The organism is Sphingopyxis sp. GC21 (assembly GCF_025727575.1).
Lineage (GTDB): Bacteria > Pseudomonadota > Alphaproteobacteria > Sphingomonadales > Sphingomonadaceae > Sphingopyxis > Sphingopyxis terrae_A.
The window spans coordinates 3670225-3683293 of the sequence record NZ_CP095845.1 but is presented as its reverse complement, the minus strand read 5'-3'; the positions used below and the strand labels follow the sequence as shown (position 1 = coordinate 3683293).

General features: G+C 68.1%; 17 protein-coding genes. 7 read left to right on the top strand and 10 right to left on the bottom strand.

Annotation, left to right across the window (positions count from 1 at the left end; genetic code table 11):
• Positions 1-6: 6 nt before the first annotated feature.
• From ribD to MU856_RS17770, 3 genes are read left to right on the top strand one after another with little or no spacing between them, the layout of a single operon-like run.
• Entirely contained in the window at positions 7-957 is a 951-nt protein-coding gene (gene ribD / locus MU856_RS17780) for a bifunctional diaminohydroxyphosphoribosylaminopyrimidine deaminase/5-amino-6-(5-phosphoribosylamino)uracil reductase RibD (RefSeq protein ID WP_062903051.1), read from the top strand.
• Between the two features lie 8 nt (positions 958-965).
• Positions 966-1592, top strand: a complete 627-nt coding sequence (locus MU856_RS17775) for a riboflavin synthase (protein ID WP_263589000.1) — start codon at positions 966-968, stop codon at positions 1590-1592.
• On the top strand, positions 1589-1951 hold the full coding sequence (locus MU856_RS17770; RefSeq protein WP_062901266.1) for a hypothetical protein: 363 nt from the start codon (positions 1589-1591) through the stop codon (positions 1949-1951). Before MU856_RS17775 ends, MU856_RS17770 begins: the two co-directional genes overlap by 4 nt.
• 9 nt (positions 1952-1960) lie before the next feature.
• Here the strand turns inward: MU856_RS17770 and MU856_RS17765 are convergent, their stop codons facing one another.
• From MU856_RS17765 to MU856_RS17740, 6 genes are all read right to left on the bottom strand, one after another.
• Positions 1961-2431 carry an MmcB family DNA repair protein gene (locus MU856_RS17765; RefSeq protein WP_003046818.1) on the bottom strand — a complete coding sequence of 157 codons (471 nt, stop codon included), beginning with the start codon at positions 2429-2431 and terminating at the stop codon, positions 1961-1963.
• 13 nt (positions 2432-2444) lie between these two features.
• Entirely contained in the window at positions 2445-2990 is a 546-nt protein-coding gene (gene ssb, locus MU856_RS17760; RefSeq protein WP_062901267.1) for a single-stranded DNA-binding protein, read from the bottom strand.
• Positions 2991-3021: 31 nt separating this feature from the next.
• The gene (feoB, locus tag MU856_RS17755) at positions 3022-4893 is read right to left on the bottom strand and encodes a ferrous iron transporter B (RefSeq protein WP_062901268.1); all 1872 of its coding nucleotides are present in this window, start codon (positions 4891-4893) and stop codon (positions 3022-3024) included.
• Positions 4890-5141, bottom strand: a complete 252-nt coding sequence (locus MU856_RS17750; RefSeq protein ID WP_003046824.1) for a FeoA family protein — start codon at positions 5139-5141, stop codon at positions 4890-4892. The genes feoB and MU856_RS17750 overlap by 4 nt, the downstream gene beginning before the upstream one ends.
• A 63-nt stretch (positions 5142-5204) precedes the next feature.
• Positions 5205-5891 (bottom strand): COQ9 family protein, encoded by a 687-nt coding sequence (locus tag MU856_RS17745; protein ID WP_202988420.1) that lies wholly within the window; start codon positions 5889-5891, stop codon positions 5205-5207.
• Positions 5891-6823, bottom strand: a complete 933-nt coding sequence (locus MU856_RS17740) for a DMT family transporter (RefSeq protein ID WP_263588116.1) — start codon at positions 6821-6823, stop codon at positions 5891-5893. The genes MU856_RS17745 and MU856_RS17740 overlap by 1 nt, the downstream gene beginning before the upstream one ends.
• A 111-nt stretch (positions 6824-6934) precedes the next feature.
• On the opposite strand from MU856_RS17740, the gene MU856_RS17735 reads away from it, so the two are divergent.
• Positions 6935-8020, top strand: coding sequence for an alkene reductase (locus MU856_RS17735; RefSeq protein ID WP_062901270.1), 1086 nt, complete (start codon positions 6935-6937; stop codon positions 8018-8020).
• A 128-nt stretch (positions 8021-8148) separates the two neighbouring features.
• On the opposite strand, the gene MU856_RS17730 is transcribed toward MU856_RS17735, so the two are convergent.
• Genes MU856_RS17730 through MU856_RS17715 form a run of 4 tightly spaced genes read right to left on the bottom strand, consistent with a single transcriptional unit; the run spans position 8149 to position 11180 of the window.
• Positions 8149-8811 (bottom strand): hypothetical protein, encoded by a 663-nt coding sequence (locus MU856_RS17730; protein ID WP_263588115.1) that lies wholly within the window; start codon positions 8809-8811, stop codon positions 8149-8151.
• Positions 8804-9229, bottom strand: a complete 426-nt coding sequence (gene ribH, locus MU856_RS17725) for a 6,7-dimethyl-8-ribityllumazine synthase (RefSeq protein WP_062901272.1) — start codon at positions 9227-9229, stop codon at positions 8804-8806. The genes MU856_RS17730 and ribH overlap by 8 nt, the downstream gene beginning before the upstream one ends.
• Positions 9229-10503: a 3,4-dihydroxy-2-butanone-4-phosphate synthase gene (ribB, locus tag MU856_RS17720; RefSeq protein ID WP_062901273.1), complete on the bottom strand. Its 1275-nt coding sequence runs from the start codon at positions 10501-10503 to the stop codon at positions 9229-9231. The genes ribH and ribB overlap by 1 nt, the downstream gene beginning before the upstream one ends.
• A 56-nt stretch (positions 10504-10559) precedes the next feature.
• On the bottom strand, positions 10560-11180 hold the full coding sequence (locus MU856_RS17715) for an ankyrin repeat domain-containing protein (protein ID WP_003046841.1): 621 nt from the start codon (positions 11178-11180) through the stop codon (positions 10560-10562).
• Positions 11181-11264: 84 nt separating this feature from the next.
• Here MU856_RS17715 and MU856_RS17710 point away from each other — a divergent pair, with 84 nt between their 5' ends.
• Genes MU856_RS17710 through MU856_RS17700 form a run of 3 tightly spaced genes read left to right on the top strand, consistent with a single transcriptional unit; the run spans position 11265 to position 13068 of the window.
• A complete protein-coding gene (locus MU856_RS17710; RefSeq protein ID WP_263588114.1) occupies positions 11265-11909 on the top strand; it encodes an SCO family protein in 645 nt (214 codons plus the stop codon).
• The gene (locus tag MU856_RS17705; protein ID WP_263588999.1) at positions 11906-12346 is read left to right on the top strand and encodes a YcgN family cysteine cluster protein; all 441 of its coding nucleotides are present in this window, start codon (positions 11906-11908) and stop codon (positions 12344-12346) included. Before MU856_RS17710 ends, MU856_RS17705 begins: the two co-directional genes overlap by 4 nt.
• Positions 12346-13068 (top strand): M48 family metallopeptidase, encoded by a 723-nt coding sequence (locus MU856_RS17700; protein WP_263588113.1) that lies wholly within the window; start codon positions 12346-12348, stop codon positions 13066-13068. Before MU856_RS17705 ends, MU856_RS17700 begins: the two co-directional genes overlap by 1 nt.
• Position 13069: the final 1 nt, after the last annotated feature.

Here is a 13069-nt window from a genome sequence, read left to right as displayed (position 1 = left end):
GAGTGGATGGCCGCGGCGATCGCGCTGTCGCAGCGCGGGCGCCCCGATGCCGCACCCAACCCCAATGTCGGCTGCCTGATTGTCAAGAACGGCCGCGTCGTCTCGCGCGGCTGGACGCAGGCGGGCGGCCGGCCGCATGCCGAAGCGATGGCACTGGCGGCGGCGGGCGACGCCGCGCACGGCGCAACCGCCTATGTCAGTCTGGAACCCTGCGCCCATGCGAGCACCCGCGGCCCGTGCTGCGCCGACTTGCTGATCGCCGCTGGCATCCCACGCGTCGTCGTCGCCGCGCAGGATCCCGATCCGCGCACCGACGGACAGGGCATCGCCCGGCTGCGCGCGGCAGGAATCGCGGTCGAGAGCGGCCTGCTTTGCGGTGAAGCGCAGGCGGCGATGGCCCCCTGGTGGTCGCGCGCGACGCGCGGCCGGCCGTTCGTCACGCTGAAGCTCGCGACTTCGCTCGACGGCTGCATCGCGATGGCCGACGGTTCGAGCCGCTGGATCACCGGCGCCCCTGCACGCGCGCACGCGCATCTCGAACGCGCGCGGCATGGCGCGATCCTGGTCGGGCGCGGTACCTTCGAGGCCGACGCGCCGACACTCGACGTCCGCCTGCCCGGACTTGCGCCGCGGAGCCCGCAGCGCCTGCTCCTGACGCACGGCGATGCCCCCGACGGCTGGACCGCGCTCGCTGCGCCGGACGCTGTGGATGCGCTGCCGATCGATTCGCTGCTCGTCGAGGGCGGCGCCGGGGCGGCGGCTGCCTTTCTTGCCGCCGACCGCGTCGACCGGCTGCTTCTCTATCGCGCGCCGATCCTGATCGGTGCCGGCCGCCGCGCGCTTGGTGACATCGGCCTCGGCGATCTGGCGGGCGCGCACGGACGTTGGCGACCGGCCGACAGTCGGATGCTTGGCAGCGACCGGATCGACGTCTACGAGCGCATCAGGAAGGAATGACCGCCCCCATGTTTACCGGCATCATCACCGACATCGGCACCATCCGCAGCCGCGAGGATCGCGGCGACACGCGCCTCGTCATTGGCACCGGCTATGACGTCGACACGATCGACCTCGGCGCCTCCATCGCCTGTTCGGGCGCGTGCCTGACCGTCGTCGACAAGGGCGTCGATGACGGCAGCAACGGTCCCGGCGGCTGGTTCGCGATCGACGCGAGCGGCGAAACGCTGGCGCGCACCGCACCGGGCATGTGGGATGCAGGGCGCCGTCTGAACCTGGAGCGCGCGCTGCGCGTCGGCGATGAACTGGGCGGACATATCGTGACGGGGCACGTCGATGCAGTCGGCCGGATCGTCGGGGTCGATCCCGTCGGCGACAGCGTCAAATTGACCGTCGAGGCGCCGGCATCGCTCGCGCCGCATATTGCACCCAAGGGGTCGATCACGCTCGACGGCATATCGCTGACCGTGAACGATGTGACCGACCAGCCGGAGGGTACCGCGCATTTCACGCTGAACATCATCCCGCACACGCAGGAGATGACGACGTTGAACGAAGTGGCGGTCGGACGTCCGGTCAATCTCGAGATCGACGTCCTCGCGCGCTATCTCGCTCGGATGCAGGCGCGCGGATGAGCGACCCGCGCCGCCAGGCGATCGTCCGGCTGCGCATCGCGATCTGGGCCTGCGCCATCCTGCTGTTCGCGATCCAGTTCGTCCATCACGCAATCGGCCTGTTCCTGCCCGCGATGGCGCTTGCGCTCGTGCTGCTCGCCGCGGCGGTCCAGCATGTCGAAACGCGTCTGCAGCGGCCGGCCAAAAGCTATGCGCGGGTTGTGGTCGCATCGGCGGCGGCGGCGCTGCTGTTCATCGCGCTGCCTGCCTATTGGCACGGCATCATGTGGATCGGTGCGCTGCTTTGGGTCGGCTTTACCGCCGCCGGGCTTGCCTGGTGCATCCAGTATGAGCGCACCGAGCCGCTCGACCGCCCCTGAAACAGGCCGTCAGCGCTCGGCCCAGCCGGCCGCGATTTCGGGATCGGCGGCAATCATCGAACGGCGCATCGCGAGCCGGCCGATCCGCAGCAGTTCGGCCTTGCGCCGCGCGGGCGCGAGATTGCAGCTCGCGGCCTCGCGCACCACGGCGGCGCCATAGCGGTCGGCGACGATCAGGCCCGAGGTTTCGGGGCGGTAGCCCTCGGTCTCGAGGATCGCGGGGTCGAGGCCAGACGCGAGCGCCCAATAGAAGCGGTCGCACCAGTCGCAATAGTCGGGCCATTTGCCGTCGCCGTGCAGATCGGCGCGGCTAACCTTTATCTCGACGATCGTGATATGGCCCTTCGCGTCGATCGCGGTGAGGTCAGTACGGCGGCCGTTGGGGAGCGTCACCTCGGGGATCGCGACGAGCCCCTGCTGAGCGAACAGCCGGCACACGCCGCGCGCGACGTCCGCGGCGGTCAGCAGGTCACTCGCCATCGCTCAGAAACCCTCAGAAGGGGACGTCGTCGTCCAGATCGTCGTCGAACGGCGGACGTCCGCCGCCCGAGGCGCCGCCGCCGCCCTGGTTCCAGCCGCCGCCCGAACTGCCGCCGGACGCGGCGCCACCCTGATCCCAGCCGCCGCTCGATCCGCCGCCCTGCGACCAGCTATCGCCGCCGCGCGAGCCGCCGCCGCCGCCGCCAGGCGCACCGTCGAGCATGGTCAAGGTGCCGCCCATGCCAGCGACGACGACTTCGGTCGTGTAGCGATCATTGCCGTCACGGTCCTGCCACTTGCGAGTGCGCAAGGATCCTTCGATATAAACCTTCGAGCCCTTTTTAAGGTAGCGCTCGACGACGCCGACGAGGCCGTCGCCGTTGATGACGACATTGTGCCATTCGGTGCGCTCCTTGCGCTCTCCGGTCATGCGGTCCTTCCACTGTTCGGAGGTCGCGATGCGGATATTGGCAATCTTGCCGCCGTTCTGGAACGACTTGATTTCGGGATCGGCGCCCAGATTGCCGATCAGAATAACTTTGTTGACGCTGCCAGCCATGCCGCTCCGCTCCGCTTGAATGTTGGAAGGATCAGCCTAGTCCAAAGGCGACGGCTGTCCAGTAGGTGATACCTGCCGCGGCATAGGCGAGCGCGAACAAATAGCCAACCATGAACAGCGGCCATTTCCACCCATTGGTCTCGCGCCGGGTGATCGCGATCGTCGAGATACATTGCGGGGCAAAGACGAACCAGGCGAGAAAGGCGAGCGCGGTCGCGATGCTCCAGCGTCCCTGAAGCCGCTCGCTGAGCGATTGCGCAACGGCATCCTCGTCATCGCCCGCGTCGATCGCATTGGCGGTTGCGAGCGCCGAGACGGCCACCTCGCGCGCCGCCATCGCAGGGATCAGCGCGAGTGCGATGTCGTGATTGAAGCCGATGGGTTTGACCACGACTTCCAGTCCGCTCGCGATGCGGCCGGCGATACTGTAATCGACCTGGCGGACGTCGCCGCCCGCCGGCGCCTGCGGATAGCTGAGCAGCAGCCACAGCACCGCGGTGGTCGCGGCGATGATCGTGCCCGCGCGGCGCAGGAAGATCCACGCCCGCTGCCATAGCGCGATGCCGACATCGCGCAGCCGCGGCCATTGATAGCGCGGCATTTCCATCATGAAGCCCGCCGCATTGCCCTTGGTCACCGACCGCCGCAGCACGAAGGCGACGACCAGCGCGCCGACGATGCCCGACACATAGAGGCCGAACAGCACGAGTCCCTGCAGGCCAACGGGCGATCCGCCGACGCTGCGGTTCGGGATGAAGGCGCCGATGATCAGCGTGTAGACGGGAAGCCGCGCCGAACAGGTCATCAGCGGGGCGATCAGGATCGTCGTCAGCCGGTCTTTCGCATCGGGAATCGCGCGCGTCGCCATGATACCGGGAACCGCGCAGGCGAAGCTGGAGAGCAGCGGGATGAACCCGCGTCCCGACAAACCGACCTTTGCCATGATCCCGTCCATCAGGAAGGCGGCGCGGGTCATATAGCCCGAGGCTTCGAGCAGCAGGATGAAGAGGAAGAGAATCAGGATCTGCGGCAGGAAAACGACGACCGCGCCGACGCCGGCGAGCAGTCCTTCGACCACCAGCCCGCGCAGGAAGCCCGCGGCCATGTGATCGCTCGCCAGCGCCTGCAACGCGGCGATGCCGTCCTCGATCCAGGCGATCGGTGCTTCGGACCAGGCGTAGACCGCTTGGAACATCACGAACATCAGCGCGAGCAGGATCAGCAGCCCGAAGACCGGATGTAGCGCTACCGCATCGACGCGCTGCGTCCAGCGGCGCACCGGCGTTTCGGCGAGCGTCGCGGCGCGCGCGATGGCGCGAGCGCGCTGGTGCAGCGCGGTGTCGCCGGGCGGCGGCGCCGGCTGGTCGGTCGCCGACAGGCCGTGCGAGAGGAGCGCGCCATCGACCGCCGCAAGCAATTCGGTCAGGCCGCGCTTGCGCACCGCAACGGTGGGCACCACTGGCACGCCGAGTTCGGCGGCAAGCCGGTCGGGATCGAGCGTCAGCCCGTCGCGCTCCGCCAAGTCGAGCATGTTGAGCGCGATGACGGTCGGCAGGCCGAGCGCGATCAGTTCGAGCGCGAAGCAGAGATGATTGTCGAGGTTCGCCGCGTCGACGACGACGATCAGTGCGTCGGGGCGCTTCTCGCCCGTCTGGCGGCCGAGCACAACGTCGCGCGTCACCGCCTCGTCGGGGCTGGCGGGCGACAGGCTGTAGCTGCCCGGCAGATCGACCAGCGCGAGCGGCCGGCCGTCGGCAAAGCTCGCATGGCCCGATTTGCGTTCGACCGTGACGCCCGGATAATTGGCGATCTTCTGCCGCGCGCCGGTCAGCGCGTTGAACAGGCTCGATTTGCCGGCGTTCGGATTGCCGACCAGTGCGATCGTGGGTGCGGGGCCGGTCATGTCGTCGCCGGTTCGACCTCTATGGCGGCGGCCTGCTTGCTGCGGATGATGACTTTCATCCGCCCGATCGTCAGCGCGAGAGGATCGCGCGAGAACAGGCTGCCGCGATGCAGCGGGGTGACTTCGCTCCCCTCCAGCAAGCCGAACTCGCGCAGCCGGCGCCCTTCGTCGTGCGACATCGACGTCCAGTCGATGCGCGCGATGCGCACCGCGATGCCAAGCGGGGAGGAATCGAGCTTCGCGATCATTTGCGAGCGATTATCAATAACAGCAGCGAAGCGCCAGCCCCAAAATTTGCCGGCGCCGCCGCCTCAGCGTCCCGGGTAGCGCAGCCGCCCCACGAAGCGCGCGAGGCTGGGCCGTTCGATGCGGTGCGCAGCGCGGCGGTGCTTCCACGCTTCGAAGCGCATCACATTGTCGATCCGCCGCGCAAGGAAGGCACGCGTTTCAGCAAAATTTTCGCTCTCGTCGTTGAGGAAGACCGCCATCGTCGATCCATAGACCCCGGTCAGGATCGCGCGCTTGCTGTAGTGATTATAGTCGGTCGCGGTGTCGCCCGCGAGGCGCCACATCAGGTCGGCGGCGCGCCAGCCGAGCTTGGCCGCGTGCGGGGCATTGCCCGGCAGCGCGAGCAAGGCCAGCGCGCGGCGCAGCGATTCGCGGTTGGGCGCGAGCAGATCGATCCGGGTTTCGACGAGCCGAGTGATGCGCTCGCGAATCTTCATCGTCGCGAGCGTTTCCGCCGGGCAGCGCTCCGCCATCGCGGCATCGATCGTCGCAAACCAGGCGTCGACCATGTCGCGCGCACCGCCCGGAAAGGCTAGCCGCGCGACGTCGCGGTCGACCCCGAGCGCGTCGGCAGCTTCGTCGAGCGTGGCGGCGGTGAAGCCGTCGAAGGCAGCGGAAGCCGCGACAAGCGGCGCCAGCGCGGCGCGAATCTCGTCGAGCGTCGGATCGGCGGGCAGAGTTGCGGCGGACGGATGCTGAGCCATGACCATCAGATAGGCGCCGCGCGGCGGCTCGGCAACCGAATCAGCACCAGCGCCGCGGCAACCATCGCGCCGCCGAACAATTCCATCGCGCTGAGCGTCTCGCCGAAGATCAGCCACCCCGCGGTCGCCGCGACCACCGGCTGGACGAGCAGGGTCAGGCCGACGACGAGCGGCGAGAAGCGCGGCAATGCCCAGATGAGCAGCCCCTGCCCGACCAGCTGGCTCATCAGCGCCAGCACGATCAGCGGGGTCCAGTAGTGCGGCAGGATCGCTTCGCCGAAGAGCAGCGCCGTGCCGAGCAGCACCGGGATCCCCGCCGCCGACGATATGGCGAGCGCCGACCAGGGGCCGATGTCGCCGCGCACCCGCTGCATCATCAGAACATAGCCCGTATAGAGCGCCCCGGCGAAAAGGCTGAGCAGATCGCCAACGAGATAGGCGGCCGACGCTTCATAGCTCTGCCCCATCAGCAGCGCCGACCCCGCGAAGGCTAGCAGCACCGCCACCGCCTGCCACCCGCGCGGCAGGGTGCGCGCGACCGCAATCTCCCACAGCACGAGGAGCAGGCTGGCGCTGTTGCCGAACAGCGTCGCATTGGCGACCTTGGTCTGAAGGATGCCGAGATGCCAGGCGGCAAGATCGAGCGCGAAGAAGAGCCCCGCCCCCGCCGCCACCGTCAGCGCGCCGCGCGGCGGCAGGCGACCGCCCGTTTCGCGCCGCATCAGCAGCGCGAGCAGCGGCAGCGCGAGCGCGAGTCGCCAGAAGGCCGCGGCCACGGGACCGGTATCGGCGAAGCGCACCACCATCGCGGTCAGCGACAGCGCCAGATTGCCACCGACAAGCGCGGCAAAGGCCCATCGGTTCACCGTGGCGGCGACCGGTTTGGCCACCGGATCGACCGGCGAAATGGTGGGCGGGCTGATTGGCTTGTTGCTCATTTAGATTTTCTTTTGCTACCCACCATTGTGCAGCGGCCGCCGCATCCATAGCTTCGGCGGCCATAGCGGCGACAGCACGGGCCGTCGCCGGTAAAGTGAAAGGTGGAATCTATGCCCGCATCGCTTCTCGACCCGATCAAGCTTGGCGCGATCGACGCGCCCAACCGCATCCTCATGGCGCCGCTGACGCGCGGCCGCGCCGGCCCCGGTTTCGTCCCCAACGAACTTGCGGTCGAATATTATCGCCAGCGCGCCTCGGCCGGGCTGATCATCTCCGAAGCGACGGGAATTTCGCAGGAAGGGCTCGGCTGGCCCTCGGCGCCGGGACTGTGGACCGACGCACAGGTCGAAGGCTGGAAACCCGTCACCGAGGCGGTCCACGCCGCGGGCGGGCGCATCGTCGCGCAGCTGTGGCACATGGGCCGGCTCGTCCATTCGGTGTTCAACGACGGCAAGCAGCCGGTGTCGGCTTCGGCAACGAAGGGCGAAGGTCGCGCGCACACGCCGGTCGGGCGGCTCGAGCTCGAAGAAGCGCGCCCGCTGCGCCTCGACGAGATTCCGCGCGTGATTGCCGATTATGTCGCGGCTGCCGAAAATGCGAAGCGCGCCGGGTTCGACGGTGTGCAACTGCACGGCGCCAACGGCTATCTGATCGACCAGTTCCTGCGCGACGGCACCAATTTGCGCGACGATGATTATGGCGGTCCGGTCGAAAACCGCATCCGTCTGCTCCGCGAAGTGACCGAAGCGCTGATCGGGGTGTGGGGCAAGGATCGCGTCGCGGTGCGCCTGTCGCCCAATGGCGAGACGCAGGGTGTCGACGACAGCGCGCCCGAAATACTGTTCCCCGCCGCCGCCGCGGCGCTCGACGCGCTGGGCATCGCTTTCCTCGAACTGCGCGAACCCGGCCCCGACGGCACCTTCGGCAAAACCGACGTGCCCAAGCAGTCGCCGGCGATCCGTCAGGTCTTCAAGGGGCCGCTGGTGCTCAACAGCGATTATGACGTGGCGAAGGCCGAAGCCGATCTGGCGAGCGGCCTCGCCGATGCGATCAGTTTCGGGCGGCCCTTCATCGGCAATCCCGATCTGGTCGAACGCATCCGCACCGGCGCGGCCTGGGCCACCGACAATCCGCAGAGCTGGTACTCGCCCGGGCCCGAGGGCTATATCGACTATCCGGCGCTGGTCGCCGCCTAGATCAGATCAGACAACAATTTCGTGTGTCCCCGCGAAGGCGGGGACACACTTCCGGTCGGTTTCAGATTGCGCCGGCTGAAGATGGGCCACCCGCCTTCGCGGGGCACGCTATCTTCAGTCGACGGGCGTTATCCCCTCTCGGCGACCGCCTTGTCGACGATTCCCGCACCGATCGGCGCCAATATCTTGCCGCCGAACTGGAACAGCAGAAAGGCCGCGACAAAGGCCGCTACCGGCATGATGAGCAGCAGGAAGACGAAGATCGCGAGCCCGATCGCGAAGATCGTCACGAAGCCGCCGCTCAGGGTCGATTGCCCGCTCGCGCCGAGTTCGATCGTCCGCGGCCCCTTTGCATCCCACCATTTCGACGTGACCACCGTCTTGCGCGAACCGCGATCTGGTTGCGGCGCCGGACGAGACCGCGATGCCGGGATCGGAGCGGCTTCGGGGACATGCGCCGGGATTCGCGCCGGCACGGAGGCGCGCGCTGGCGGCGCGGCGGGCGTGTCGCCCCAGGGCTGGCGCGCCCTGGCCTGGGCGCCGCGCGCAGCGATCGCCTCACGCAGCCGATCAGCGGGAGCTGTGCCGGCAATCGTAGCGGGGGCTTTGATAGGTTCCGGTATCTCTTCGCGCGGTGCCGGCAGGGCGGGTTCGAGGCCCCGGCGCCGATCGTGTTCGGCCATGCGCTGTGCCGCGGTCGGCGGGGTTCCGCCGGTCGCGCGGTCGATCACCACCAGCCGGCCGCCGCGTTCGACGACGGAATATCGGCCGGGAGGAGTGCGATCAAGCAACGCCGAACTGATCCTTCAATGCGAGCATCGCGAGTGCGGCCTTCGCCGCCTCGCCGCCCTTATCCTTGCGCGTCTTGTCGGCGCGCGCAAGCGCCTGTTCCTCATCCTCGACGGTCAGGATGCCGTTGCCGATGGCAAGGCCGTCGAGCGTCAGCGCCATGATGCCGCGCGCGCTTTCGTTCGACACCACTTCGAAATGATAGGTTTCGCCGCGGATGACGACGCCAAGCGCGACATAGCCGTCAAAGCGGCCGCTCTGATCGGCAAGTGCGATCGCCGCCGGAACCTCGAGCGCGCCGGGAACGGTCACGACCTCGTGGCTGTGCCCCTCGGCCTCGAGCGCGCTGCGCACGCCATCGATCAGCATGTCGTTGAGATGGGCATAGAAACGCGCTTCGACGATCAGGATATGGGCCATCATTCTTCTCCGGGGATTGCGCGTTCGCCGACGACCGACAGGCCATAGCCTTCCAGCCCGACGAGATTATTATGCGAAGGCGTCAGAAGCTCCATCGCATGAACGCCGAGGTCGACGAGGATTTGCGCGCCGATGCCGTAGGTGCGCAGATCCATGCCGCCGGTCGGCGGCGGGGCCGCGTCGGCGGCGGCCGAGCCGGGGAGCGGGCGCATGAGCATGACGATGACCCCCGATCCTTCGGCGCCGATCGCCTCCATCGAGCGTTGCAGGCGGCGCTTGCGGGGGCCCGGGCGGCCCATGATATCGTCGAAGATCGACACGGCGTGCATCCGCACCAGCGTCACGCCATCGGGATCGACCGCGCCCTTCTGCAGCACCAGATTGACGCTGCCGTCGACCTTGTTGCGATAGGATTTGAGCCGCCAGTCGCCGCCATAATCCGATTCGAAGGGTTCGTCGGCGACACATTCCACCAGCCGGTCGGTGCGGCTGCGATAGGCGATCAGGTCGGCGATCGTGCCGATCTTCAGCCCGTGGCGCCGCGCGAACGGGATCAGGTCGTCGAGCCGGGCCATCGTCCCGTCGTCGTTCATGATCTCGCAGATCACGCCCGAGGGATTGAGGCCGGCGAGGCGCGCGATGTCGACCGACGCCTCGGTATGGCCGGCGCGCACCAGCACGCCGCCGTCGCGCGCGATCAGCGGAAAGACATGCCCGGGCGTGACGATATCGTCGCGCCCCTTGGCGGCGTCGATCGCGACCGACACGGTGCGCGCACGGTCGGCGGCGGAAATGCCGGTGGTCACGCCCTCGCGCGCTTCGATCGAGGTGGTGAAGGCGGTTTCGTGGCGAGTGCCGTTGTTGCGACTCATCAGCTCGAGGCCCAGCGTTTCGACCCGCGACCGCGTCAGCGTCAGGCAGATCAGGCCGCGGCCGTGCGTCGCCATGAAATTGACCGCATCGGGGGTCGCCATCTGCGCCGGGATGACCAGATCGCCCTCATTTTCGCGATCCTCGTCGTCGACAAGGATGAACATGCGGCCGTTGCGCGCCTCGGCGATGATTTCCTCCGGCGTCGCCATCGGCGACAGGTCGCTGCCGTGCGCGAGCCAATTCTCGAGCTTGCGCAACGTTTCGGCGGTGGGGTTCCAGCCCGGCGATTCCATGTCGCGCAGGCTGTTGGCGTGGAGGCCGGCCGCGCGCGCAAGCCCCGAGCGGGACATGCTGCCGTCGTCGACGATGGCGCGGATGCGATCGATAAGTTGCGTAGACATGCCCCGCAATTATCACATCATAATGTGATTCCCAATAGAGAAATCACATTGCGCTATTATTTGGGTCCGAAGATCGGTCCAAGATCGCGCAGCGGGGCATCGGGCTTGGCGTCGAGCAATTGCAGCATCTGGCCGGTCCGGTCGTCGCGCTTGGCATAATCGCGCGCCGACATGCCCGCGATATGATCCGATTTGTCGGGATTGGCGCCGTGGCGCATCAGCAGCCGGACCATCGCCGCATTCTTGGCCTGCACCGCCAGTATCAACGCCGTCTCGCCGCGGCGATTGGTCATGTCGACGATCGACTTGTCGGCTTCGATCAGTTCCTCGGCGCCGTCGGGATAGTTGAGCAGCGCCGCGTGCATCAGCGGCGTCACCCCTTGGCGGTCGCCGATTTCGGGGTCGGCGCCCTTGCCGATCAGGAAGCGCAGCCACGTCGTGTCGCGGCGCTTGGTGACGATGATCAGCGCGGTTTCGCCGGTGTCGGGATGGCGCGTGTTGACCAGCGTCGAATCGTCCTTCAGCGCCTCGGTCGCCTTCGTCCCGTCGCGGTTCTCCACGGCCTGCAGAAAGGCGTAGCCGCCGCGGAATTGCGCATGCGCCGCGGTGCCGGCGCCGAGCGCGGCGGCGATCAGCAGGAGGAAGGAGGCGAGGCGGAGCTCCGCGCGTCGAAACATGATTGGGCGACCCCTGGCGATGATCGTCGCACGGCGCGACGAGAAAGGTTGATTTTCGTGGCCTAGCCCATCAAGGCTGGCCGCATGATGAACATCCCGAATATGGTCCGAAACGCCGGTCGCGCAAGCCTGCTTCTGATTTTTGGCGCGGCGCTCGCTGGGTGCAACGCTCCGTCGGCGACGCAGGACGCGACCCCGCCGCTCGCCGGCGCGAAGATCGGCGGGCCGTTCAGCCTGATCGATCAGGATGGCAAGCCGGTACGCGACAGTGATTTCGCGGGCCGTTACCGCATCGTCTATTTCGGCTACAGCTATTGCCCCGATATCTGCCCGGTAGATGTGCAAAAGCTGATGCGCGGGCTGACGGCGTTCGAGAAGGCCGATCCGGCGCGCGGCGCCAAGGTGCAGCCGATGTTCATCACCGTCGACCCGGCGCGCGACACGCCCGCCGTGCTCAAGGCCTTCGTCAGCCGGTACCACCCGCGCCTGATCGGGCTGACCGGCACCCCCGAACAGATCGCGGCGGTCGCGAAGGAATATGTCGTGTCCTTCCACAAGGTGGAGGGATCGGCGCCCGACCGCTATCTGATGGCGCATACGCAGCTCGCCTTCCTGATGGACCCGGCCGGCAAGCCGCTCGCGCTCCTGCCGCTCGATGACCCGTCGACCGACGTCGATGAAGGCGCGCCCGACAAGGTCGCCGCCGACCTTGGCAAGTGGGTGAAGTGACCGGGGCGGGGCGCCGCTTCTGGGAAGCGCCGCTCGCCTCGCTCGACGCGGGCGAGTGGGAGGCGCTGTGCGACGGTTGCGGCAAATGCTGCCTCCACAAGCTGGAGGATGAAGACAGCGGGCGCATCTATCCGACCAATGTCGCGTGCCGCCTGCTCGACTTGAAAACAGCGCGCTGCGGCGATTACAAGCGTCGCCGCCGCCATGTCCCCGATTGCCTGACGCTGACCAAGCGCAGCGTCGCCGACATCGAATGGCTGCCGCAAACCTGTGCCTACCGCCTGCGCGCCGAGGGCGAGCCGCTGCCCGCATGGCATTATCTGGTCTGCGGCGATCCGGACGCGGTGCACCGGGCGGGCGAGTCGATCGTCGGCTGGACGGTGAGCGAGGATCGCGCCGGGCCGCTCGAAAATCATCTCGTCGAGCGCGTCGTCTGATGCGCCGCGAACGGGCCAGCGACGAGCGGCCGCGTATCTGGGTCGGTGATACGCCGTGGCCGGTGCGGCTGGTCCCGCATGCGCAATCGCGGCGCTATCGCCTGGTCTTCGATGGCGCGCGCGGCGAGTTGCGGCTCACGCTGCCGCGCCGGGCAAGCGCCGCGCGCGCGATCAAATGGGCGAGCGAGCAACAGGACTGGCTCGCCGAACAGGTCGGCAAGACCGCTGCGCCGGTCCAGGTCGGCCCCGGCACGGCGCTCCCACTGTTCGGCATGGAGCGCCGGATCGAATGGACGGCGACCGCTCCGCGCGCGGTTCGCGCCGAGGGCGACCGGCTGAGCGTCGGCGGCCCCGCCGAAACCGTCGGGCGCCGCATCGAGCGCTGGCTGAAGGCCGCGGCGCTCGACATCATGACGCGCGAGAGCCGGGAAATTGCCGCGCGCGCAGGACTGACCGTCGGCCGCGTCGGGGTCGGCGATCCGCGCAGCCGCTGGGGCAGCTGCACCCACGACGGCGACCTGCGCTACAGCTGGCGGCTCGTCATGGCGCCCGACCATGTCCGCCGCGCCACCGTCGCGCACGAGGTCGCGCATCTGCGGCATATGGACCATAGCGCCGCCTTTCACGCGCTGGTCGACGATCTGCACGATGGCGACGTTGGCGCGGCGCGCGCGTGGCTGCGCCGCGAAGGCCGCGGGCTGCACCGCTACCGTTTCACCTGAT

What these genes read in the sequence shown, in the direction of transcription:
- ribD (WP_062903051.1), top strand. Translation starts at nt 7, where the DNA reads ATGGCCGCGGCGATCGCGCTGTCGCAGCGCGGGCGCCCCGATGCCGCA.
- MU856_RS17775 (WP_263589000.1), top strand. Translation starts at nt 966, where the DNA reads ATGTTTACCGGCATCATCACCGACATCGGCACCATCCGCAGCCGCGAG.
- MU856_RS17770 (WP_062901266.1), top strand. Translation starts at nt 1,589, where the DNA reads ATGAGCGACCCGCGCCGCCAGGCGATCGTCCGGCTGCGCATCGCGATC.
- MU856_RS17765 (WP_003046818.1), bottom strand. Translation starts at nt 2,431, where the DNA reads ATGGCGAGTGACCTGCTGACCGCCGCGGACGTCGCGCGCGGCGTGTGC.
- ssb (WP_062901267.1), bottom strand. Translation starts at nt 2,990, where the DNA reads ATGGCTGGCAGCGTCAACAAAGTTATTCTGATCGGCAATCTGGGCGCC.
- feoB (WP_062901268.1), bottom strand. Translation starts at nt 4,893, where the DNA reads ATGACCGGCCCCGCACCCACGATCGCACTGGTCGGCAATCCGAACGCC.
- MU856_RS17750 (WP_003046824.1), bottom strand. Translation starts at nt 5,141, where the DNA reads ATGATCGCGAAGCTCGATTCCTCCCCGCTTGGCATCGCGGTGCGCATC.
- MU856_RS17745 (WP_202988420.1), bottom strand. Translation starts at nt 5,891, where the DNA reads ATGGTCATGGCTCAGCATCCGTCCGCCGCAACTCTGCCCGCCGATCCG.
- MU856_RS17740 (WP_263588116.1), bottom strand. Translation starts at nt 6,823, where the DNA reads ATGAGCAACAAGCCAATCAGCCCGCCCACCATTTCGCCGGTCGATCCG.
- MU856_RS17735 (WP_062901270.1), top strand. Translation starts at nt 6,935, where the DNA reads ATGCCCGCATCGCTTCTCGACCCGATCAAGCTTGGCGCGATCGACGCG.
- ribH (WP_062901272.1), bottom strand. Translation starts at nt 9,229, where the DNA reads ATGGCCCATATCCTGATCGTCGAAGCGCGTTTCTATGCCCATCTCAAC.
- ribB (WP_062901273.1), bottom strand. Translation starts at nt 10,503, where the DNA reads ATGTCTACGCAACTTATCGATCGCATCCGCGCCATCGTCGACGACGGC.
- MU856_RS17715 (WP_003046841.1), bottom strand. Translation starts at nt 11,180, where the DNA reads ATGTTTCGACGCGCGGAGCTCCGCCTCGCCTCCTTCCTCCTGCTGATC.
- MU856_RS17710 (WP_263588114.1), top strand. Translation starts at nt 11,265, where the DNA reads ATGATGAACATCCCGAATATGGTCCGAAACGCCGGTCGCGCAAGCCTG.
- MU856_RS17700 (WP_263588113.1), top strand. Translation starts at nt 12,346, where the DNA reads ATGCGCCGCGAACGGGCCAGCGACGAGCGGCCGCGTATCTGGGTCGGT.